Below are 21954 nucleotides of genomic sequence, written 5' to 3'. Positions count from 1 at the left end.
GGTCCTAGCATCCGGACCATGCCGCAGACGATCTACCTCGCCTCCGCGGAGGGCCACACCGGCAAGTCCGCCGTCGCGGTCGGGCTGCTCGAGGCGCTCGGCCGGCGGATCGGGCGGGTCGGCGTCTTCCGGCCGGTGAGCCGGTCGACCGAGGGCGACTACGTGCTCGACCTGCTGCTGCGGCACGCGACCGTCGACGTGGACCCCGCGGCGGTCGTCGGCACGACCTACGAGGACGTCCACCACGATCCGGATGCGGCGCTCGCCCGGATCATCGAGCGGTTCCGGGCCGTCGCCGACACCTGGGACGCGGTGCTCGTCGTCGGCAGCGACTACACCGACGTCGGCACCCCGACAGAGCTGCGGTTCAACGCCCGGGTGGCGGCGAACCTCGGCGCGGCCGTCGTGCTCGTGCTCGGTGGCCGGCGGTCCTCGGGGCAGGGCGGCCGCACGGCGGACGAGGTCGAGCAGGTCGCCGAGATCGCCCTCGGGGAGTTCCGCAGCGAGCACGCCGACCTCGCGGCGGTGATCGTGAACCGGGCCGATCCGGCCGAGCGCGACGCGATGCCGGCGCTGCTCGCGCGCCACGTCGGCGACGACGTGCCGGTGTTCGCGATCCCGGAGGACGCCGCCCTCGTCGCGCCGACCCTCCGCACGGTGCTGGCCGCGGCGCAGGCGACCCTGCTGCTCGGCGACCCGGCGCTGCTCGACCGCAACGTCGACGCCACGGTCGTGGCGGCCATGACGCTCGAGAACCTCCTGCCGCGGCTCGTGCCCGGCGCCCTGGTCGTCACCCCCGGGGACCGGACCGACACGATCGTCGGCGTGCTGCTCGCGCACGCCTCCGCGACCTTCCCGTCGCTCACCGGCGTGCTGCTCACCGGCGGGCTGACCCCGCCGCCGAACGCCGCGCGCCTCATCGAGGGCCTCACGACCCTGCCGATCGCGCGCACCGACCTCGGCACCTACGAGACCGTCACCGCCGTCTCGGCCGCCCGCGGCCTGCTCGCGGCGGAGTCGCCGCGGAAGACCGCGGATGCGCTCGCCCTGTTCGACGCGCACGTCGACGTCGACCGGCTGCTCGCCGCGCTCGACGTGCACGCGTCGAGCGTCGTCACGCCGCTGATGTTCGAGTACGGGCTGCTCGCCAGGGCGCGTGCGGACAAGCGGCACATCGTGCTGCCCGAGGGCGACGACGACCGCGTGCTCGAGGCCGCCGGCATGGTGCTCGCCCGCGACATCGCGGAGCTCACGATCCTCGGCAAGGAGGTCGCGGTGCGCAGCAGGGCCCTCGCGCTCGGCGTCGACATCGGTGCGGCGCACGTGGTCGACCCGTTCGCCGAGCCGCTCCGCGAGCGCTTCGCCGAGGTCTACGCGCGGGAGCGCGCGCACAAGGCCGTCTCCCTCGAGCTCGCCCGCGACACCGTCACCGACGTCTCCTACTTCGGGACCCTGATGGTGCACGAGGGCCTCGCCGACGGGATGGTGTCCGGCGCCGCGCACACGACCGCGCACACCATCCGCCCCGCGTTCGAGCTCATCCGGACCGCGCCGGGCGTCTCCGTCGTCTCGAGCGTGTTCCTCATGGCGCTCGCCGACCGGGTGCTCGTCTACGGCGACTGCGCCGTCATCCCGGATCCGACGAGCGGCCAGCTCGCCGACATCGCGATCTCCGCCGCGCAGACCGCCAAGCAGTTCGGCATCGAGCCGCGGGTGGCGATGCTCTCCTACTCCACCGGCAGCTCCGGCACCGGGGCGGATGTGGACAAGGTGCGGGCCGCGACGGCGCTCGTGCGGGAGCGGGCGCCGCAGCTGCTCGTCGAGGGGCCCATCCAGTACGACGCCGCGGCGGATCCGGCCGTCGCCGCGGCGAAGATGCCGGGCTCCCCCGTCGCCGGCCGCGCGACCGTCTTCGTCTTCCCGGACCTCAACACCGGCAACAACACGTACAAGGCCGTGCAACGGTCCTCGAACGCGCTCGCGATCGGGCCGGTGCTGCAGGGCCTGAACAAGCCGATCAACGACCTCTCCCGCGGCGCCCTCGTCCGGGACATCGTCAACACGATCGCGATCACCGCCATCCAGGCCCAGGCGGCGCCGGCCGCGCGGAGGGAGCAGCCGTGAGCGGCAGCGTGTTCGTCCTGAACGCCGGATCCTCGTCCCTGAAGTACCAGCTCGTCGACCCGGACAGCGGGGAGGTGCACGTCGCCGGCATCGTCGAGCGGATCGGCGAGGAGGGCAGCGACGTCCCCGACCACGAGGCCGCGGTGCGCCGGGCCCTCGACGCGATCGAGGGGCGGCCGGAGCCGACCGCATGCGGGCACCGCGTCGTGCACGGCGGCGAGCGGTTCGACGGCCCCGCACTCATCGACGACGACGTCGAGGCGGCGATCGACGAGCTCTCCGCGCTGGCGCCGCTGCACAACCCGGCGAACCTGGAGGGCATCCGCGCAGCCCGAGCGGTGCTGCCCGACATTCCGCATGTCGCCGTGTTCGACACCGCGTTCCATCGCACGATCCCGGCCGAGGCCGCGACCTACGCGATCCCGGTCGACCTCGCGAGCCGGTACGGCGTGCGCCGGTACGGGTTCCACGGCACGAGCCACCGGTACGTGTCCCGCGCGGCCGCCGAGTTCCTCGGCATCCCGCTCGAGCGCTCGAAGGTGATCGTGCTGCACCTCGGCAACGGGGCGTCGGCCTGCGCCGTCGACGGCGGCAGGTCGATCGAGACGTCGATGGGCATGACCCCGCTCGAGGGCCTCGTGATGGGCACACGCTCCGGCGACATCGATCCGGCCGCGCTGTTCCACCTGCACCGGCAGGCCGGCTTCGGCTTCGAGGAGCTCGAGCGGATGCTGAACCGCGACAGCGGGCTGAAGGGCCTCACCGGCAGGGGCGACATGCGCGACGTGCAGGCCGCGGCGGCGGACGGCGACGCGGCGGCGGAGGCGGCGCTCGCGGTCTACCGGCACCGCATCCGCAAGTACATCGGCGCCTACCTCGCGCAGCTCGGCGGCCTCGACGCCCTCGTCTTCACCGCGGGCGTCGGTGAGAACAACTCGCTGCTGCGGCGCCGCACCCTCGCGGGCCTCGAGCACCTCGGCCTGCAGGTGGATCCGGACCGGAACGAGGTGCCCTCGCACGAGGCCCGGCGCATCTCCCCCGACGGCGCGCCGGTCGCGGTGCTCGTCGTGCCGACGAACGAGGAGCTCGAGATCGCGCGGCAGACGGCCGCCGTCACAGAGGACCGGTAGCCGCCTCGCGCACGTCCTCTGGGTGCGCCCGGCGGCGAGCCCCTAGCATCCTCGGGTGTCTGAAACGCGAAGAGCGGGAGCGCAGTGACCGCCGCGACCGCCGCCCTCGTCGTCCTCGTCGTCGCGCTCGCGCTCGTCTTCGACTTCACCAACGGCTTCCATGACACCGCGAACGCGATGGCGACACCCATCGCCACCGGCGCGATGCGGCCGAAGGTCGCCGTCGCGGTCGCCGCCGTGCTCAACCTCGTCGGCGCGTTCCTCTCGACGACCGTCGCGCAGACCATCTCGGGCGGCCTCATCAAGGAGGGCTCGGGCGGCGTCGTGGTGGGGCCCGCCATCGTCTTCGCCGGGCTGATCGGGGCGATCGTGTGGAACATCACGACGTGGTACTTCGGGCTGCCGTCCTCGTCGAGCCACGCGCTCTTCGGCGGCCTCGTGGGCGCCGCCATCGTCGGTGCCGGGTTCGACTCCATCGACTACGCGACGCTGTTCGGCAAGGTGATCATCCCCGCCGTGCTCGCGCCGTTCACCGCCGGGATCGTCGCGTTCCTCGCCACGCGCATCGCCTACTCGATCACGAGGCGCCACGACGGGCGCCCCGACGGGCGTCGCGTCTTCCGCGTCGGGCAGGTGTTCTCCTCCTCGCTCGTCGCCCTCGCGCACGGCACGAACGACGCCCAGAAGACGATGGGCGTCATCACGTTGACGCTCGTCGCCGCCGGCCTGCAGCCGCCGAACACGCCGCCGCAGGTCTGGGTGATCACCGCCTGCGCGATCGCCATCGCCATCGGCACCTACACGGGCGGCTGGCGCATCATCAAGACGCTCGGCACCGGCCTGACCGCCGTGAAGCCCGCCCAGGGCTTCGCCGCCGAGGTGAGCACGGCCTCGACGATCCTCGCGTCGAGCCACCTCGGCTTCGCCCTCTCGACGACGCATGTCGCGTCCGGTTCGGTGATCGGCTCCGGCCTCGGGCGGCGCGGCTCCGTGGTCCGCTGGGCGACCGCCAGGCGGATCGTCACCGGCTGGGTGTTCACCCTGCCGTCGGCCGCCGTCGTCGGCGCGGTCGCTGCCCTGCTCGTGAAGCTGGGGCCGGCGGGAATCGTGATCGACACGGTGCTCGGCGTCGGCTTCATGATCGCGGTCTTCCTCCGCGCCCGGCCGGAGCGGATCGACGCCAGCAGCCTCGAGCGCGAGGTGGCCGCCGCCGGCGCCGCCGTGCACCGCCCGAAGAAGCGCGACCGACGGGGGGCGGCAGCATGACGATCGACTGGCTCTCCTTCGTGACGGTCTTCTTCGCGTCCATCGTCTCGGCCTGCCTGGTCGTGGCCCTGTTCGCGACCGGCATCCGGCTGCTCGCGACCCCGCCGCGCGGCGCCGCCGCGGCCGGCGCCGCGCGGGACGAGGAGATGGACGATGTGGAGGGCCCGCAGCGGCCCCGAGCCGCGACCGTCGGCGCGGTCGTGCTGTTCGTGCTCGCCGCCGCCGTCGCGCTCTACGGCATCTACCTGATCATCCCGGCGCTGCACCAGTGAGGCCGCCGCCCGTCACGCGGCGGGCTGCACCACCCGGCTGTCGCCGGTGGGGAGCACCTCGACGGCGAGCCGGGCGGGGATCCGCTCCTGCATCGACTCGACGTGGCTGATGAGGCCGATCGTGCGGCCACCGGTGCGCAGGTCGTCGAGGGCGGCCATGGCCGTATCGAGGGTCTCGGCGTCGAGCGACCCGAAGCCCTCGTCGACGAAGAGCGTGTCGAGGCGGATGCCGCCTGCCTGCGCGGACACGACCTCGGCGAGTCCGAGCGCGAGCGCGAGGGAGGCGAGGAACATCTCGCCTCCCGACAGCGAGGCCGCCTGCCGGACGAGACCGGTGTGGGCGTCGCGGACCCCGATGCCGAGGCCGGTCTCCACGTTGCGGTGCTGCCGCTCGTCGTCCAGGTCGAGCGCGTACCGGCCTGCGGTCATCCGCTCGAGCCGCAGGTTCGCAGCCGCGATGATCTGCTCGAGCTGCGCCGCGAGCACGTAGGTCTCGAGCCGCATGCGGCGGGTGTTCGGCTCGTCGCCGTGCACCGTGGCCGCGAGGTCGCGCACCTGCCGGTACCGCTCCCCCGCCTCGGCGGACGTCTCGAGCAGCGCGATCGCGGCGGACGCCCCGCTCCGGACGGCGCGGGCGCGGCCGCCGAGGGCGCCGGCGGTCGCCACCGCCGTCTCGAACGCGGCCGCGGCGGCGTCCCTGGCGTCCCGTTCCGGCTGCGGATCGACCGGCTCCTCGGGCAGGGCGGCCAGCGTGGGTTCGGCGAGCACCTCGCGGGCGGTCGCGGCGCCCTGCTCGTGCGCGCGCACCGCGGCGTCGGCTGCGGCCTCGGCCGTGCCGTCCAGCCGCGCGGCGGCCGCCTCGGCCGCGTCGGTGAAGCCCTGGTCCGCGAGCGACAGCCGGAGCGCCTCGGTGGTCTCCTCGAGCGCCGCCTCGGCGCGGCGCACGGCGGCGTCGGCGGCAGCGGCGTCGCGGACGGCGGCGAGCTCGTCCTCGAGGCGTGCGGCACGGGCTGCGACGGACGGGGCGTCGCCCCGGCCTTCGGCGACGACCGCGACGTCCCGCGCGAGCGCGGACTCGAGGGCGGCGGCGCCCGCCTCCGCGGCGGCGCGGTGCTCCCGGGCCTGCACGAGGCGCTGGGCCCCGGCCGCGGCATCGTCGGCCGCCGCAGCGCGCTCCGAGCTCAGACCGGTCCGCGCCTCGGGGGCGGCCAGCGCGACGCGGATGCGTTCCCGTGCCGCAGCGAGCTGCTCCTCGAGCGCCGACACGTCGCGGCCGCCTGCGGCGGCCTCGGCGGCGGCGAGCCGGCGCTCGGCCTCGGCCGCGGTCGCGGCGGCGGCGGTCAGGGCGGCCTGCGCCGCGCTCGACGCGCTGCGGGCCGCAGCGACCTCGGCGGCCGTGACGGCCGGCGCATCGCTCCGCACCGGGGCGGGGTGCTCGAGCGACCCGCACACCGGGCACGGGTCACCGGGCACGAGGGCAGCGGCGAGCTCGACCGCCTGCCCGGCGATCCGCCCGGTGAGGGCGGCGTCGAGCCGGGCGGCGGCTGCGGCGGCGTCGGCGGCCGCAGCCGCCTCCGCCCGTCGCGCCCCGCCCGTGCGCTCGGCCAGCCGGGTGGCCTCCTGCGCCGCGGTGAGGGCCGCGGTGAGCTCCGCGGCCCGCGCGGTGGCCGGGTCCGCGTCCGCGGCGGCCAGGGCGAGGGCGGCGAGCTCGGTGTCGAGGGCGGCGATCCGTTCGGGCAGCGTCGCCAGCCGGGTCTCGAGCTCCTGGATCGCGGCGGCGGCCGCTGCGGCGTCGGTCCGCGCCGCGGCGAGCGCCTGCCGCTGGGCGGGGAGCGTGCCCTCGACGGCCAGCGGGTGGCTGAGCGCGCCCCTGGCGGTGAGCAGGGCCTCGATGCGCTCCTCGGTCGTCAGCCCGTCCGGCGCCGGGTGCTGCAGCAGCGCCTCCGCCGCCTGCGACTGCCGTGCGGTGGCGGTGGCGAGGTCGGCGGCCGCGCGCTCCTGCGCGGCGATCCGCGGGTGCACGGCGTCGGCGCGCCGGGCCGCGGCGAGCCGGGACCGGAGCGCCGCGATCCGTTCGTCGTCGGCCGCGAGCTCGGCGAGCCGGAGCCGGGCGGCGTCGCGGCGGGCCTGCAGCTCCTGGGTGGCGAGGGCGCCGGCGAGCATGCGCTCGGCCGCCTCGGCGCGCGCGCGGGCGACTGCCGCGTCGGCCTCCGCCGTCTCGGCCGCCGCCTCCGCCTCGTCGGCAGCGCCGGCGAACCACGCCGCGTCGGGCTCGGCCGGCCGCTCCGCGCCGGTCTGCTCGGCGACCGCGTCGGCCCGCGCCGCCACATCCCTCGCGGTGGCCTCGAGCTCGGCGGCGGAGCGGCTGCGCGTCTCGAGCAGGTCGCGCTCGAGCCGCTGGAACCGGTCGGTGCCGAAGAGGGTGCGCAGCAGCTCGCGGCGCTTGTCGGTGGGTGCGAGGAGGAACTCCTGGAACCGGTTCTGCGCGAGCAGCACGACCTGCAGGAACTGGTCGCGGCTGATCGGCAGCAGCTCGGCGAGGGCGATGCCGACCTCCTTCGGCCGCGTGGCGACGATCCGCGGGCCGTCCGCCTCGAGGATCGCGAGCTCGGCCTCGGGCTCGGCGGTGGTCGTGCCGCTGCCTGAGCGCTTCAACCGCTCGTACCGGGGCGTGCGGCGGATCCGGTAGACCACGTGCCGCACCTGGAACTCGAGCTCCACCTCGCTCGGGTCGGCCGGCCCGCAGTGCTGGCTGCGCACCTGGCTCTCGCGCTTCTCGTACCGGGGCACGTCGCCGTAGAGGGCGAAGCAGACGGCGTCGAGGATGCTCGACTTGCCCGCGCCGGTGCGGCCGGCGATGAGGAAGATGCCGTCGTCGTCGAAGCGCCGGAAGTCGATGGTCTGCTCGCTGCGGTAGGGCCCGAAGCCCGCGACCTTCAGGCCGAGGATCCTCATGCGGCACCCGCGAGCAGGCGCGTCACGAGGTCGCGCTCGAACTCGGTGGGTCCCGCGCCGTTGCGGGTGAGGGCGAGGAAGTCGGCGACCAGGTCGACATCCGATCTCCCGCGCACCCGCTCCGCGTAGGAGGCGCTGCCGGCGTCGGCGACCGTGTCGGGCCGCCACTCGAAGGCGACGCAGTGCGGGAACCGCCGCTGCAGACGGCGCATGCCGTCGGTCGGCCGCACCTGGTCGGTGACGACCGCCTTCACCCAGGCGTCGGCCGAGGCGTCGAGCGCCTCGTCGGTGAGCAGCGTCTCGAGCGGCCCGGTGAGCACCGCGAGCGGCCGCGGCACCGGCAGGTCGAGCCAGGCGACGTCCGCGAGCCCGTCGGGGCCGAGGTCGACGATCCAGCCGCCGCGTCGCTTGCCGGCCTCGCCGAAGGAGTAGTGCAGCGGCGCCCCCGAGTAGCGGACGCGCGGGCTGAGCTCGGCCCGGCCGTGGATGTGGCCGAGGGCGACGTAGTCGGGGCCGTCGAACACCGACGCCGGGACCAGGTCGAGGCCGCCGCGGCTGAGGTCGCGCTCGACGTCGCCGGCGGGCACCCCGGCGGCGAAGCAGTGCGCGAGCACGACCGAGCGGCCGCCCCGCTCCGCGAGGTCCGCGCACACCTCGGCCATCGCGGCCGCGAGCGCCTGCTCATGGGTGCGGACGCGCACCCCCGGCCGCTCCTGGGCGAACAGGGCCGGCTCGAGGTACGGGATGCCGTAGATCGCGACGGGGCCGTGCTGATCGGCGAGCAGCACCGGCGAGCCGATCCGGTCCGTGCGGGTGACGAGGTGGATGCCCGCCTGCCCGAGCCAGTCGGCATGCATGCCGAGCCGGGTGACCGAGTCGTGGTTGCCGCTCGTCAGGACGATCTGCGCGCCCGCGTGCCGGATGCCGGCCAGCGCGCTCTGGAACAGCTCGATCGCGGCGGTCGACGGCGTGGAGGAGTCGAAGACGTCCCCGGCGATCAGCACCACGTCGATCCGCTGCTGCTCGACCGCGCGCACGAGCGCCTCGAGCACCACCCCGAGGTGCTCGAGCGTGCTGTGGGTGTGGAACGTGCGGCCGATGTGCCAGTCCGAGGTGTGCAGCAGGCGCATGCGACGAAGGCTAGGGTCGGCCGCCGACAGCGCTGCGAGGCGCCCTCCCCCGCGAGCCGGCCGTAGGGGATGGTCCCGGGTGGAGGCCGACACGCCGCCACTTGGCCTACGCGCGGCACCAGTGCCTACGCCCGGGGCTTTCCCCGGATGGACGACCTCGTGGCGAGGGGAGGCTGGGAAGGGCCTCGTCGTCCTCCGCCGGCGACCGGGATCCCCCGTTTGCGGCCGAGCGGAGGCTTGGCCCGCTGACAGCCTCGTCTCGGCGCCTTCGAAACGGTCGCCCGGTCGGATGTCAGGTGCGGCATGCAGCATGCCTTCATGCCCGAAGACGCGCCGACCCTCCCCACGCTCGTTCCCGTCTGCCCCGCGGACGGGATGCGGATGACCCAGACGATCGTCGGCTGGCGCTGCCCGATCTGCGGTGCCCCGGCCAGGTCCCTGGCCGCCTGAGACGCGAGGAGCGACTGACATGAGCGACCCGAAGCCCATCCCGAACAACAACCTGCAGCCCCACCCCGAGGAGGCGGAGAACGACGCCGCGCTGCTGGCCGGGGAGCCCGGCTCCGCCGACGAGAGCGGCCGCGAGGACACCGGCGAGGGCTTCGGCCCGTTGCCGGGCGACGAGGACGACGAGCGCGCCTGACCCGGCGTGGTCGCCGTCCTCGGCATCCCGGTCGCGGTCGTCGCGGCCGTCCTCCTCGCGCTCGGCGCGCAGCTGCAGAACCAGGGCGCGACCCGGGTCGAGGAGCAGGCGGACCCCGGCGGGAGCCGGAACGTCCTCGAACGCCTGATCGCGCTGCTGTCGACCCCGCGCTGGCTCGGCGGCTCGACGATCCTCGGCATCGCCGTCGCGCTCCAGCTCGTCAGCCTGCTGTTCGCCCCGATCGCGGTCGTGCAGCCGATCGGCGCGCTGGCGCTCGTCATCACCGTGCTGCTCGACACCCGGATGAACCGGGCACGCATCCCGGGCCGGGCGAAGCTCGCCATCGTCATCTGCCTCGCCGGCGTCACGACGTTCGTCGTCACGGCGTCGCTCACCACATCATCGGGGTCGCCGCGTGCGCTCCAGACCGGGATCGTGCTCGCCGTGCTCGGCGGCGTCCTGCTGGTCGCCGGGGCCCTGCTGCTCGTGCTCCGCGGCCGGCCGTCGGCGCTGCGATCGGCCCTGACCGCCGCGCTGCTGTTCGGCTTCGTCGCGACGCTCGCCAAGCTCGTGATCGGCCGGCTCCAGCACGTGGTGCAGAGCGGCTCCGGGTTCCAGCCAGTCGACTGGCTGACGCTCGGCGCCGTCCTCGCGCTGCTGCTCGCCGGCACGATCGGGCTCGGGCTCGTGCAGGCGGCCTACGCGGCCGGCTCCCCCGACCTCGTGGTCGCGGCGCTGACGGTCGTCGATCCGCTCGTGGCGGTGACGATCGGCATCGCGGTGCTCGGGGAGGCCGCGTCGGCTCCGCCCACCGCGTTCGCGGTGTTCGTCGCCGCGGGGATCGTCGCGATCGGCGGGGTGCTGCTGCTCGCGCGGCACCAGCCCGAGGCGGGCAGCCGCGACCGTCCGGCCGATCGCGCCGCTAGTCGATCTCGACCGTGAAGTCCCACGTGATCAGGGGCTTGCCTGTCGGCTGCCAGGTGAGCGTGGTGTGCCCGGTCCCGAACCGGGACCGCAGGTGCAGTGTCGCCGGATGCCCCGGGGTCGCCTCGATCGCAGACGCGTCGGGGGTGAGCCGGATCGGCAGCGCCTTCTGATCGAGGCCGAGGAAGGTCGAGGCCGAGGCATGGACCGCGCCCGTCGACACCACGACGGTGACCGTGAGCACCCCGGGCGCCGTGGCGGCGCTGATGGGCTCCCCCGGCTTCGGGACCGGCACGGCGACGTCGGGCCCCGCGACCGTGATCAGGGCGGTCGTGCCGCCGAGGTGCACGCGGACCGGGTCGCCGGCCGCGACGAGCCGGTAGCCGCCGGTCGACACCTCCTGCAGCGCCCGGACGTTCGCGCCCGCGGTGGCCACCGGGTAGGACCCGGCGCCGGGAGCGTGCTCCGCGGCGGGGGCCGCCGGCGCGGCCTGCGTGCAGCCGGTCAGCCCGGCGACGAGCAGCGCGACGACGGCGGGGAGGATGAGGCCGCGGCCCCGGGAGCGGATGCTCCCGGGGCCGCGGCGAGCGGATGCGGTCACCTGTCGATCGGCTCGTAGGACACCGGGCGGTCGAGCTCGTGCACGCCGGCGACGGCCGCGTAGACCCCGCCGGTACCGGAGGGGCGGGGCTTCAGCACCCGGCCCGACGGGTTGTTGAACACGTCGGGGCCGAACGGGCGCAGGCCGTCCGCCGCGGCGTAGCCGAGGTGCCCCATGCCGTCGGTGCCACCGCGGTGGATGCCGAACAGGTCCTCCATCGACCGCAGCCAGCTGTAGTGGTTGTACGGCTGGTCGGTGACGGAGCCCGGGGTGATGTACGGGCTGATCAGCACGGATCCGGTGATCCCGCCGCCGGGGGTCGTGTCCTGGTTGAACGCCTGGAAGCCCGGCTGGGTGGTGTTCGGTCCCGGCAGCTCGTTGCAGCAGGCCACCACGGACTGCGCCGTGTTCGCCTGCGACTCGACCGAGGCGCCGTTGTTCGTCGTGTTCGCGGCGCCGGTGACGGTGCCGAGGCCCGAGTCAGCCGCGTACCGCTGGTCGGCGATGGAGTTGCCGTAGATCTTGTACGGCGGGAAGCCCTCGTCGAACGTGATGTCGATCATCCCGCCGTCCTGGTAGGCCTTGCTCCGCATGATCGCGGGCACGACCTGCTGGAGGAAGAGGTCCGACGCGTACAGGCCGCCCTGCGTGTTCGCCGGCGTCTTCTTGGCGCCGGTGAGCGCGTTCGAGCCGCCGGAGAGGTTGTCGCCCTTGCAGGTGGCGTCGTGGGCGTCGCTGCAGTTGTTCGGGGAGATCCAGGAGAACGCCGGGGTCGTCCTCTCGCTCCTCAGGTCGTGCAGCAGGTTCTCGGCCAGCGGCACCACCTTCTTCGCGCAGTCGCCGTTGCTCAGCAGGGAGCCGAACCAGGGGAACGGGTTGTGCTTCGGCACGTACTGGTCGTCGACCGTGGTCGACGGGTTCTGCAGCGAGGCGGGCGACGCGTACGGCCCCTCGGCAGCACCGGGGTCAGGGGTGGTGGCGCTCACGCCGCCGACGGGGGCGCCGCAGGTGGTCTGCTCACGGGACGGGTCGTTGCCCATGTCCTGCATGTAGCCCTTCCAGCTCACCTTCGCCGCGTCGAGCTGGTTGAACAGGGTGGGCACCTGCGAGCCGAACACGCAGCCGGGCTGCTTCGAGCCGTTGGAATAGGTCCCGTCGGCGTTCTTGGTGTCCTGCAGGATCTTGTACTGCCCGTCGGCCACCTTCTGCAGTGGGCCGGTCGGGTTGTAGAGCGGGCAGTCGGCCTGGGGTCCGGGTGAGGCGCCCTGGCCGCTGACCATCGACAGGTAGTTGTCCTGGCTGAAGTGACCGGTGCCGTAGTACTGGCGCAGCAGCGCACCGTAGGTCGGCAGCGTCTTCCAGAGGTACGAGTTCTGGTTCAGGCCGGTGAACGAGGCCTCGTAGGACTTGTTCTCGAGGATGATCAGCCACACGTGCTTGATCGGCGGGGTGGCTCCGTGGTGGGCGGGTTCGGCGGCGGCGCCGCCCGCCGCGCCGAGGGTGATCGCCGTTGCGGCGGTGACGAGCGCCGCCGCTGCGGCGAGTGGTCTGACCAGGCGCTTCAGCGCCGTCCGTGGGGTTCGCACGAGGCCGAGTCGACCCGCCCCGGGTGAATCGGCAGTCGCCTGCGGGTGAACGGACGGCGACGGCGGCTGGGAGTCCGCCGGGTGCGCGTGGCGCGCGATGCGGCCGCGTATCGTTGACAGGTCGGATGGAGGGATCGTGAGCGCCTCCAGCACGGCGCCCTCCGGGGTGCGCCGCCGGGTGACCGCAGTCGTCACCCCTGTGGCCGCGTTCGCCGCCCGCATCCGATACGACCGGGCGCTGGTCGTGGCCGCGGTGGCGGCGGGCATGACCCTCGTGCTGATCGAGACCCCGCTGGCCGCGGTCGGGCACGACGTGCCCCTGCTCCTCGCGTTCGTCCTCGCGCTGCTGCACGCCGGCTCGCTGCCGCTCGCCGTGGTGCGACCGCACCTCGCCGCCCCGCTGTCGGTCGCCGCCGTGCTCGGACTGCAGGCGGCGAGCACCGGCTCCGCCGTGTGGCCGTGGTGGCCGGTGCTCATCGTCACCGAGACCCTCGTGCTCGTCGTCGTGGCCCTGAAGGTGCCGTGGCCGGCGGCGCTGCTCTACTGGCTGCTCGCGACAGGGGCGCCCGCGATCCTCGCGGCGGCGCTCCTTCCCCACGCCTCCGACGCGACGAGCGCCAGCGTCGTCACCTTCGGCGGCATCAGCGGCGCGTCCGTGATCGTCGCCCTCGTCACCGCGGAGTGGGGCAGCATCCGCGCTCAGCTCATCACCGAGCGGCGGATCAGCGCGACCGAGGCCTCGCGCCGCGTCGTCATGGAGGAGCGCGCCCGGATCGCCCGCGAGCTGCACGACGTGATCGCGCACAGCATGTCGATCATCACCGTGCAGTCCTCCACCGCCCGGTTCCGGCACCCCGAGTTCGGGCCGGCCGCGATCGCCGAGCTCGAGGAGATCGGGGACAAGTCGCGGCAGGCGCTCGACGAGATGCGCGGGCTCCTCGCGGTGCTGCGCGCCGGCGAGGACACGTCGCCACGCGCGCCTCAGCCCGACGTCGCCGACGTGGCGGGGCTGGTGGCCGAGGCCGAGCGGGCCGGCATGCGGGTGCGCTTCGAGCCGCTGCAGCCGGCCGAGGCCGCCGCCGTCGGGGACGTGACCGGGCTCGTCGCCTACCGCATCGTGCAGGAGGCCCTCTCCAACGCGATCCGGCACGCGCCGGGCGCCGCCGTGCTCGTGGCCGCGCACCGCGACGGCGACCTGCTCCGCATCGAGATCGAGAACACCGCGGCGCCGTCGCCCGTGGTCGTCGGGGCCGGCGACCGCGGCGAGGGCCACGGTCTCGTCGGCATGCGCGAGCGCGCCACGAGCGTCGGCGGGACGGTCGAGGCCGGCCCCTCCGACGACGGCGGGTTCCGCATCCGCGCCGCCCTGCCGCTGCGTCACACGGCGGTGACGGCATGATCCGGGTGCTGGTCGCCGACGACCAGGCGATGGTGCGCGCCGGGTTCGCCGCGCTGCTCGGCGCGCAGCCCGACGTCGAGGTGGTCGGCGAGGCCGAGAACGGTGCCGAGGCGATCGCGATCGCCCTCGCGACGGCGCCCGACGTCGTGCTCATGGACGTGCGGATGCCGGTGCTCGACGGCATCTCGGCGACCCGGCGCATCGTCGCCGAGTGCCCCGGCACCCGCGTCGTGGTGCTGACGACGTTCGACGTCGACGACTACGTGCTCGACGCCATCCGGGCCGGCGCGAGCGGCTTCCTCACGAAGGACGCGCCGCCGGACGAGCTCGTGGCCGCCGTGCGGGTCGTGGCCCGCGGCGACGCGCTGCTCGCCCCCGGCGTCACCCGCCGGCTGATCGAGCGGCTCGCCGCAGCGCCGGAACCCGCGGCCGCCGCGTCGGGATCGACCCTCGACGGCCTCACCCAGCGCGAGCGGGAGGTGCTCGTCGAGGTGGCCAGGGGGCGCAGCAACCAGGAGATCGCGACGACCCTCGTCATCGCCGAGCAGACCGTGAAGACCCACGTCTCGCGGGTGCTCGGCAAGCTCGGGCTGCGCGACCGCGCGCAGGCGGTCGTTGCCGCCTACGAGTCCGGGCTGGTCGTCGCCGGCGACTGACCCGCGATCGCGCCGTTCCGGAGAGATCGCACGACACGCCGGCCTTGGGGCGTCGGATGCGGCGTGTCGCGCAGGAACTCCGGAACGGCGCGTTGAACGACCCCCTACCCCGGTAGTACGGGCCGGCCGCGAGGAACGGCTCCGCGGAGGGACGCGCCGGACGGGGGCCGCCAACTAGCGTTGCAGCATGACCACCGTCGTGTCCCGTCCCATCCGCACCACGAGGCCGCGACGTGTCGCTGCCGGGGGCGCGGTCGCGGGCCACGCGAGCGACTACACCGAGCTGACGCGCCGCGTGAAGGCCGCCGGCCTCCTCGAGCGCCGCCCCGGCTTCTACGCGATCCGGGTCGCCCTGCTCGCCACAGCCTTCGCCGTCGCCACCGTGCTCCTCGTGACGCTCGGCCACACCTGGTGGCAGCTGCTCGTCGCGGGTCTCTTCGGCCTGCTGTTCACCCAGGTCGGCTTCCTCGCCCACGACGGCGCGCACCGGCAGATGTTCACCTCCGGCAAGCGCAACGAGTGGGTGTCGCGCGTCATGGCGAACCTCGTCGTCGGGCTCAGCTACGGCTGGTGGATGCACAAGCACTCGCGCCACCATGCGAACCCGAACACGGAGGGCAAGGACATGGACATGGACGCGAACGCGCTCGTGTTCACGCCCCGCGACGCGGCCGCGCGGACCGGGCTGGCGGCCGTGCTCATGCGCAAGCAGGGCTGGTTCTTCTTCCCCGTGCTGACGCTCACCGGCCTCGACCTGCACGTGAAGAGCGTGCGGATGCTCACCGCCCGCGGCGAGGTCAAGCACCGCGTCCTCGAGCTCGCCCTCATCGCCGTCCGACTGATCGGCTTCGCGGCGCTCGTGATCTGGGCCGCCGGCCCGGTCGTCGGCATCGCGTTCCTCGCCGTGCAGGTGATGGTCTTCGGCTTCACCATGGGCGCGGCGTTCGCGCCGAACCACAAGGGCATGCCGCTCATCGACGAGTCGCAGCGGGTCGACTACCTGCGCCGCCAGGTGCTCACCTCCCGCAACATCACGGGCGGCTGGCCGGTCACCCTCGGCATGGGCGGCCTCAACTACCAGATCGAGCACCACCTCTTCCCGAGCATGCCGAGCATCAACCTGCACCGCGCCCGCCCGATCGTGAAGGGCTACTGCGCCGAGCTCGGCGTGCCCTACACCGAGGCGACGCTGCCGGGCTCGTGGGCGATCGTCGTCCGCTACATCCACCGGGTCGGGCTCGGCGCGGCGGACCCGTTCGACTGCCCTGCCGCCGCAGCGCTCCGCACCGCGTAGGGGCCGCTCAGCCCTCCAGCACCGCCCGCGCGGCGGCGTACCCGCCGAGGCCGGACACGGCGCCACCGCGGCGCGACCCGGATCCGCACAGCAGGATCCGCGGATCCGCCGTCGCGACGCCCCAGCGCTCGGCCGCGGTCGCCGTCGCCGCATCGTCGGGCAGCCAGGGCGCGGTGAGCGGGCCGTGGAAGATGTGGCCGCCCGGCATGCCGAGGGAGTCCTCGAGGTCCGCGGTCGTCCGCACCTCGATGCAGGGCCGGCCGTCGGCGTCGGGCAGCAGCAGCGGCTCGATCGGCTCGGCGAGCACGTCGTCGAGCGACGCGAGCACCGCCGCCTCGGCGGCGGCCCGGTCGAGGCCGAGCCGGTGCGGCGCCTGCAGCCCGAAGACGGTGAGGGTCTGCACGCCCGCGGCGACGAGATCGGGGCCGAGGATGCTGCCGTCGGTGAGCGAGTGGCAGTAGGTCTCGAGCGGCAGCGGATCCGCGAGGCGTCCCGCGGACGCCGCGGCGTGCGCGGCGTCCAGCTCCGACGCGGCCTCGTGCACGTGGAAGGTCCCGGCGAACGCCGCCCCGGGCGCCACGCCGGGGTCGCGGAGGCGCGGCAGCCTGGTGAGCAGCAGGTTCGCCTTGATCTGGGCACCCTCCGGCAGCGGGCCGCCGGGCCGGCCGAGCAGCCGCTCGAGCACCGCGGGCGCGACGTTCGCGAGCACCACCTCGCCTGCGAAGGCGCGCTCCCCCTCGGCCGTGGCAGCGGTGACGTGCCCGTCCGGATCGAGCCCGGTCACCTCGGCGCCGGTGACGATCCGCGCCCCGGCCGCCCGCGCGGCGTCGGCGAGCGCGCCGGTGACCGCGCCCATCCCGCCGACCGGCACGTCCCAGTCCCCCGTGCCGCCGCCGATCACGTGGTAGAGCAGGCAGAGGTTCTGCTGCAGCGAGGGCTCGTCGAGCGCCGCGAACGTGCCGATCAGGCCGTCGGTGGCGACCATGCCGGCGACGAGGTCGGAGCGGAAGCGCTCGCGGAGGGTCGCGCCGATCGGCCTCGCGACGAGGTCGTGCCAGACCCGGTCCGGCACCCGCTCCCGCACCGCCGCCTCGCTCGGCAGCGGGCCCTGCATCGTCGGCCACACCGCGGCGGCGAGCGCCGCCGTGTCCTCGAGCCACCGGTCGTAGGCGCGCGCGTCCTCGGCGGCGCCGACCGCCGCGAACGAGGCGGCGGTGGCAGCCCGGTCGCCGGTGTCCACGAGCAGCCCGGTGTCGCTGCCGGGCAGCGGCGTGTAGGAGGCGTAGCGGCGGCGCCGCAGGGTGAGCCGCAGCCCAAGGTCCTCGCGGATGCGCGCCGGCAGCAGGCTCACGAGGTACGAGTAGCGCGACAGCCGCGCCTCGACCCCGGCGAAAGGGGCCGCGGACACCGCCGCGCCGCCGACCGTGCCGGCGCGCTCGAGCACGATCACGCCGCGGCCCGCCCGCGCGAGGTAGGCGGCGGCGGTGAGCCCGTTGTGCCCACCGCCGATGATCACGACGTGGGCCGCCTCGGTCATGCGTCCTCCTCCCATGGCGGCACCAGGGCGCCGATCCGTCCGCCGCCGAGCAGCGGCGAGACCAGCCGGCCGGTGCGGGTGGCGCGCAGCGCCTCCGGATGCATCCGCACGGTGTGCCGCGTCTTCGCGCCCGCGGCCCGCAGCCGCGCCGGCGTGACCGCGCGGGCCGAGACGGCCACGACCATCCGCGGATCGAAGCGGAGGCGCCGGTCGCCGAGGTGGACCGTCAGGCAGAGGTCGTCGTGGACCATCGGGTCGTCGCGGTGGAACCGGTCGCGGACGGCGAGCCAGGCCGTCCGCCGCACCGCGAGGTTCGAGCCGTAGAGCGGGGTGCGGCCGAGCATCGCGCCGATGAGCCCGAAGTAGGCGCCGTGGTAGCCGAGGCCGGCGAGCAGCCGCACCGGCATCGGCAGCGAGGTGAACACCCCGGGCCCGGTCAGCCCGGCGAGCCGGGGGTCGTCCGTGAAGGCGGCGCGGATGCGCGCGATCCAGTCGACCGGCGGCACCCCGTCCGCGTCGAAGCGCACGATCACGTCGCCCGTGGCCGCGTCGTAACCGGTGGCCGCCGCCTTCGCGATGCCCGGCACGGGCTGGCGGACGACGCGGGCGCCGGCCTCGCGCGCGATCATGCCGGTGGCGTCGCTCGACCCGTTGTCGACGACGAGGACCTCGTCCGGCCCGTCGCTCAGCGACGACAGCGCGACGAGGCACCGGCGCAGCGCCTGGGCGTCGTCGCGGACCGGCAGCACGACGGAGATGCGCAGGGGCTCGGCCATCACACCTCGATCTCGCCGCCGACCTCGCGGAGGTGCCGGCGGAAGGTGTACTCGGGGTCGCCGGCGCGGCGGGCGAGGTAGTCCCGCAGCCGCACCTGGTCGCGGAGGGAGACGCCGCCGCGGATGCGGTCCGCCTGCGCCGTCTCGGTGTCGCGGATGCGCTCGGCGTGGCCGAGCACCTCCTCGAGACGGTCGACGGGCACGAACAGCACCCCGTCGTCGTCGCCGAGCACGACATCGCCCGCGTCGACGGTCCACTCCCCCGCCTGCGCGGGGCTGATCGTCCGCGGGGTCGCGACGGGATGGTCGATCGGGCCGGTCGGGATGCGGCCGAGGCTGAACACGGGCAGCCCGATCCGGCGGATCTCCGCGGTGTCGCGGTGCAGGCCCCAGATGACGATGCCGCCGAAGCCCGCGGCCTGCGCCTCCAGCGTGACGAGATCGCCGACGCAGCTCTCGTCGAGGCGCCCGCCGTTGTCCACGACGAGCACGTCGCCAGGGGCGGCGCGCTCGAAGGCCTCGAGGAACACGTCGACGCTGCCCGCGTGCCGGGCCGGCGCCACGCGGCCCGCGACCCGGGAGCCGGCGACGACCGCCTGCAGCCCGGAGGGCCCGCAGCGCACCGGCACCTGCGCGCGGAGGCAGCCGTCGGCCACGTGGGCGGTCGTGAGGGCGGCGAACCGGTCGGCGAGCGCGGCGGGGTCCATGCAGCGATCCTGCCAGCGCGCCGATCCGGTCAGCACATCAGGCGACGTCGCCCGGGCGGATGGCGCGGAACTCCCCGGACCAGGTGTCGGTGCCGCGGACCGCTTCGTAGACCTGCTCGGCGAAGTCGTTCAGCAGCGTCTCGCAGGCACGGAGCCGGCGCTCGGCGTCGCGGGCCTCCGGCAGCAGCAGCACGTCCCGCTTGCGGAGGTCGCGGTACCAGCGCCGGAGCCGGTCGAGGCTCTGCTCCTCCTCCTCGAGCTCGCTGAAGGTGAGCGTGCCCTTCGCGACCTCGTCGGCGATCTCCTGCTCGAACTTGCCGCAGTCGCGCCCGAACTCGCTCCACTCCTCGAGCCGTGCGCTGACGAACGCCCCGCGCAGCACCTGCTCGGACTCCGCATCGCGGGGCACGGAGTCGAGGATCGCGAAGGTGCCGCCGCCGCGGTCGCAGAGCGAGCGCGCGCGATCGATCGCGGGCTGGAACGCCGGCGACGCCGGCAGCGCCCACGTGCCGGCACCGACCGGCACCGCGCCGCCCCGGCGCAGCTCACGCCAGACCGCCACCCGGTGCCGCGAGGGGTCGGACGGCAGCTGCACGAGCAGCAGCACCCAGTTCATGGCCCCACCGTCCTCCCGTTGCAGAACCATCCGTACTCCCTTCGCGGGAGCCTCGGTCCCCGCTGGCCCCGTTTTCTGAAAACTCCCCGGAGATACCCCGGGAGCGTCCAGTCAGGCGCAGTAGAACTGCCGGTGCCGCGGAGCCTCCTGTTTCGTCGGTGGATGTAACACCAGTCAGAGATCGAGGACTCCAATGAACGCCCTGCTCATCATCGTCGCCGTCGTGGCCATCGTGCTGCTCATCACGGGCGGCGTCGCCCACGCCCTGAGCTTCCTGCTGTGGATCGGCGGGATCCTGCTCGTGATCGCGATCATCCTGTTCATCGTTCGAGCCCTCACCGGCCGACGCGTCTGACCCCCCGCCCGCGTCCATCCGGACGCGGGCTTCCGCACATCGTCGTGCGGAACCACCTGTGACGAAGGAGACAGATCCATGAGTATCGGAACCGGCGCAGTCCTGTTCGTGATCGGCGCGATCCTCGCGTTCGCCGTGCACGTCTCGGTCGGCTTCATCAGCCTCACCACCGTCGGCTACATCCTGATGGTGGCCGGCGCGGTCGTGTTCGTCGTGGGGCTGGTCCTCGCCCTCCGCGGCCGCCGCACGGTGACGACGTCCCGCACGGGCGTCGACGCCGCCTCCGGTGAGCGCGTGACCCGGCAGACCGCCGACAGCGACGGCCCGGTCCTCTAGACCGCCCCCCGCGGCAGCGCGCGAGCCCGCTCCTCAGTCGAGGGCGGGCTCGCGCTCCGACCGGGCCGGGGTCCCGCCGGCCGCCGCGTTCGCGATGCGGGTCGGCTTGCCGAGGCGCCAGAACAGCACCCCGACACCGATGAAGACCACGAGCGGCAGGAACTCGGTCGCGAGGTAGAGCCACGACTCCGAGGCCTTCCAGCCGGCCGGGCGCACATCCGATCCGAACCAGTCGAACGGTGCGCCGGGGGCGACGAGCTGCACGACCGTGAAGGCGAGCAGCACCATCAGGACGATCGTGAGGAACCGGTGCCACGGCATCCGGTACGGCCTCGGCACCTCGGGCGACTTCGACCGCAGCCTCCAGAGCGACGGGAAGATCAGCAGATAGCTGATCAGCGTCGTCGAGATCGTGACGCCGAGCACCGCGCCGAAGAACTTCGCCGCGTCGCCCTGCGTGATCAGCTGCGCGAGCACGAGCACCAGCGTGGAGACGATGCCGCTGAAGATGTTCACCCGCACCGGGGTGCCGAGCCGGGCGTTCAGCACGCCGAGGAAGCGGGGGGCGGCGCCGTCGTAGCCGGACACCGCGAGCGCGCGGTCCGAGCCCATGATCCAGGTGACCCCCGACGTGAGCACGCAGATCACGAACAGGATGGCACCGAGGCCGCCGAGCACCGCGCCGAAGCCCGTGAGGGTCGCGGTCCCGTGGCTGACCGATCCGCCGTACACGGTGAACACCGTCTTCAGGGCGTCGACCAGGCCGCCGAAGTTCGTCACCTGCGAGACCGGCAGCACGAGCAGGATGCCGAGGATCGGCACGGCGTAGAGCAGGAACGACGAGATCGCCGAACGGAGGATCGCGAAGGGCACGTCGCCCGCGGCGTCCTTCATCTCCTCGCCTGCGCTGTTCGGCAACTCGAAGCCCACGTAGTTGAACAGCAGCACGCCGACCAGGGCGACGAAGCCGCCGGCCGTCGGCACGAAGTCGCCCGCGCCGAGTCCGTGCACGCCGTGCTCCAGGCCGTAGACGACCACGGAGATCGTGAACAGGCCGAGCAGCAGGAACCGGGCGAAGGCGCCGGCGGTGGTGATCCATTTCCCGATGTGGAACGAGAGCACCGCCGCGAGCACCGCGACCCAGATGAAGGCGAGTGAGATCACGTAGACCCACACCGTCGGGAACGGGTTCCCGTCGTTGAAGAACACCTGCAGGGCGGCGACGGCCGAGATCGCGAGCGTCCCGCCGAGCCACACCGGGTTCGTCACCCAGTACATGAAGTTGTTGATCGCGCCCGCGAGGTGCCCGAACGCGAGGCGCGTCCACATGTACGGGCCGCCCTCCTGCGGGAACGCCGTGCCCAGCTCGGCGAAGAGCATCGCCTGCGGCACGAAGAACACGACCGCGAGCAGCAGCATCCAGGTGAAGGCCTCGCCGCCGCTCGAGGCGACCGAGGCGATGGTGTCGACGCCGACGATCGTGCAGATGAGGAAGAAGAGGATGTCGAAGCGCCCGAAGTGCCGCTGGAGCTTCGATCGCTCCGCATCCGCCGGGGTCGTCCCGACCGCCGTGACCGCCGCCATGTCGTCCGCCTCTCGTCGTGCCCGGCGTCATCCTGGCCCTGATGGCACCCCCCGCGCATGTCA

At 74.2% G+C, this 21954-nt stretch carries 21 protein-coding genes; 12 read left to right on the top strand and 9 right to left on the bottom strand.

Going from position 1 to position 21954, the window contains the following annotated elements:
- Nucleotides 1-18: 18 nt before the first annotated feature.
- The 4 genes from pta to VIG76_RS12910 all read left to right on the top strand — a co-directional run bounded on the left by pta (nt 19) and on the right by VIG76_RS12910 (nt 4792).
- Entirely contained in the window at nt 19-2124 is a 2106-nt protein-coding gene (pta, locus tag VIG76_RS12925; RefSeq protein ID WP_331954797.1) for a phosphate acetyltransferase, read from the top strand.
- Nucleotides 2121-3254, top strand: coding sequence for an acetate/propionate family kinase (locus tag VIG76_RS12920; RefSeq protein ID WP_331954795.1), 1134 nt, complete (start codon nt 2121-2123; stop codon nt 3252-3254). The genes pta and VIG76_RS12920 overlap by 4 nt, the downstream gene beginning before the upstream one ends.
- 84 nt (nt 3255-3338) lie before the next feature.
- A complete protein-coding gene (locus VIG76_RS12915; protein ID WP_331954793.1) occupies nt 3339-4520 on the top strand; it encodes an inorganic phosphate transporter in 1182 nt (393 codons plus the stop codon).
- Nucleotides 4517-4792 (top strand): hypothetical protein, encoded by a 276-nt coding sequence (locus tag VIG76_RS12910; RefSeq protein WP_331954791.1) that lies wholly within the window; start codon nt 4517-4519, stop codon nt 4790-4792. The genes VIG76_RS12915 and VIG76_RS12910 overlap by 4 nt, the downstream gene beginning before the upstream one ends.
- Before the next feature lie 12 nt (nt 4793-4804).
- On the opposite strand, the gene VIG76_RS12905 is transcribed toward VIG76_RS12910, so the two are convergent.
- Together VIG76_RS12905 and VIG76_RS12900 are read right to left on the bottom strand one after the other, a co-directional pair.
- Nucleotides 4805-7747: an AAA family ATPase gene (locus VIG76_RS12905; protein WP_331954789.1), complete on the bottom strand. Its 2943-nt coding sequence runs from the start codon at nt 7745-7747 to the stop codon at nt 4805-4807.
- Nucleotides 7744-8877: an exonuclease SbcCD subunit D gene (locus tag VIG76_RS12900; RefSeq protein ID WP_331954787.1), complete on the bottom strand. Its 1134-nt coding sequence runs from the start codon at nt 8875-8877 to the stop codon at nt 7744-7746. Before VIG76_RS12900 ends, VIG76_RS12905 begins: the two co-directional genes overlap by 4 nt.
- Nucleotides 8878-9195: 318 nt before the next feature.
- Here VIG76_RS12900 and VIG76_RS12895 point away from each other — a divergent pair, with 318 nt between their 5' ends.
- From VIG76_RS12895 to VIG76_RS12885, 3 genes are read left to right on the top strand one after another with little or no spacing between them, the layout of a single operon-like run.
- Entirely contained in the window at nt 9196-9327 is a 132-nt protein-coding gene (locus VIG76_RS12895) for a hypothetical protein (protein WP_331954785.1), read from the top strand.
- Nucleotides 9328-9346: 19 nt separating this feature from the next.
- Nucleotides 9347-9520, top strand: a complete 174-nt coding sequence (locus VIG76_RS12890; protein WP_331954783.1) for a hypothetical protein — start codon at nt 9347-9349, stop codon at nt 9518-9520.
- A 6-nt stretch (nt 9521-9526) separates the two neighbouring features.
- Nucleotides 9527-10462: a DMT family transporter gene (locus tag VIG76_RS12885; protein WP_331954781.1), complete on the top strand. Its 936-nt coding sequence runs from the start codon at nt 9527-9529 to the stop codon at nt 10460-10462.
- Here the strand turns inward: VIG76_RS12885 and VIG76_RS12880 are convergent.
- Complete coding sequence (locus VIG76_RS12880) at nt 10443-11045, bottom strand: hypothetical protein (RefSeq protein WP_331954779.1); 603 nt, start codon at nt 11043-11045, stop codon at nt 10443-10445. The genes VIG76_RS12885 and VIG76_RS12880 overlap by 20 nt on opposite strands.
- A complete protein-coding gene (locus VIG76_RS12875) occupies nt 11042-12631 on the bottom strand; it encodes an alkaline phosphatase family protein (RefSeq protein ID WP_331954777.1) in 1590 nt (529 codons plus the stop codon). The genes VIG76_RS12880 and VIG76_RS12875 overlap by 4 nt, the downstream gene beginning before the upstream one ends.
- 136 nt (nt 12632-12767) lie before the next feature.
- Between VIG76_RS12875 and VIG76_RS12870 the strand changes: the two genes are divergently transcribed.
- The 3 genes from VIG76_RS12870 (at nt 12768) to VIG76_RS12860 (ending at nt 15980) form a co-directional block, all read left to right on the top strand.
- Nucleotides 12768-14030: a sensor histidine kinase gene (locus VIG76_RS12870; protein ID WP_331954775.1), complete on the top strand. Its 1263-nt coding sequence runs from the start codon at nt 12768-12770 to the stop codon at nt 14028-14030.
- The gene (locus VIG76_RS12865) at nt 14027-14686 is read left to right on the top strand and encodes a response regulator transcription factor (RefSeq protein ID WP_331954773.1); all 660 of its coding nucleotides are present in this window, start codon (nt 14027-14029) and stop codon (nt 14684-14686) included. The genes VIG76_RS12870 and VIG76_RS12865 overlap by 4 nt, the downstream gene beginning before the upstream one ends.
- A gap of 187 nt (nt 14687-14873) precedes the next feature.
- Entirely contained in the window at nt 14874-15980 is a 1107-nt protein-coding gene (locus VIG76_RS12860; protein ID WP_331954770.1) for a fatty acid desaturase family protein, read from the top strand.
- A gap of 7 nt (nt 15981-15987) precedes the next feature.
- On the opposite strand, the gene VIG76_RS12855 is transcribed toward VIG76_RS12860, so the two are convergent.
- The 4 genes from VIG76_RS12855 to VIG76_RS12840 are packed head-to-tail and all read right to left on the bottom strand — an operon-like array spanning nt 15988 to nt 19646.
- Nucleotides 15988-17517: a phytoene desaturase family protein gene (locus tag VIG76_RS12855; RefSeq protein WP_331954768.1), complete on the bottom strand. Its 1530-nt coding sequence runs from the start codon at nt 17515-17517 to the stop codon at nt 15988-15990.
- On the bottom strand, nt 17514-18293 hold the full coding sequence (locus VIG76_RS12850; protein ID WP_331954766.1) for a glycosyltransferase family A protein: 780 nt from the start codon (nt 18291-18293) through the stop codon (nt 17514-17516). Before VIG76_RS12850 ends, VIG76_RS12855 begins: the two co-directional genes overlap by 4 nt.
- Nucleotides 18293-19000 carry an RraA family protein gene (locus tag VIG76_RS12845; RefSeq protein ID WP_331954764.1) on the bottom strand — a complete coding sequence of 236 codons (708 nt, stop codon included), beginning with the start codon at nt 18998-19000 and terminating at the stop codon, nt 18293-18295. Before VIG76_RS12845 ends, VIG76_RS12850 begins: the two co-directional genes overlap by 1 nt.
- 37 nt (nt 19001-19037) lie before the next feature.
- Complete coding sequence (locus VIG76_RS12840; RefSeq protein ID WP_331954762.1) at nt 19038-19646, bottom strand: Chromate resistance protein ChrB; 609 nt, start codon at nt 19644-19646, stop codon at nt 19038-19040.
- A gap of 163 nt (nt 19647-19809) precedes the next feature.
- Between VIG76_RS12840 and VIG76_RS12835 the strand changes: the two genes are divergently transcribed.
- Both VIG76_RS12835 and VIG76_RS12830 read left to right on the top strand, forming a co-directional pair.
- Nucleotides 19810-19971 carry a hypothetical protein gene (locus tag VIG76_RS12835; protein ID WP_331954760.1) on the top strand — a complete coding sequence of 54 codons (162 nt, stop codon included), beginning with the start codon at nt 19810-19812 and terminating at the stop codon, nt 19969-19971.
- 78 nt (nt 19972-20049) lie between these two features.
- The gene (locus tag VIG76_RS12830) at nt 20050-20307 is read left to right on the top strand and encodes a DUF6458 family protein (protein WP_331954758.1); all 258 of its coding nucleotides are present in this window, start codon (nt 20050-20052) and stop codon (nt 20305-20307) included.
- Nucleotides 20308-20340: 33 nt separating this feature from the next.
- On the opposite strand, the gene VIG76_RS12825 is transcribed toward VIG76_RS12830, so the two are convergent.
- Nucleotides 20341-21891, bottom strand: coding sequence for an APC family permease (locus VIG76_RS12825; protein ID WP_331954756.1), 1551 nt, complete (start codon nt 21889-21891; stop codon nt 20341-20343).
- Nucleotides 21892-21954: the final 63 nt, after the last annotated feature.

This window comes from Amnibacterium sp. (genome assembly GCF_036559085.1).
Classification (GTDB): domain Bacteria; phylum Actinomycetota; class Actinomycetes; order Actinomycetales; family Microbacteriaceae; genus Amnibacterium.
This window is presented reverse-complemented; position numbering and strand designations above follow the sequence as displayed.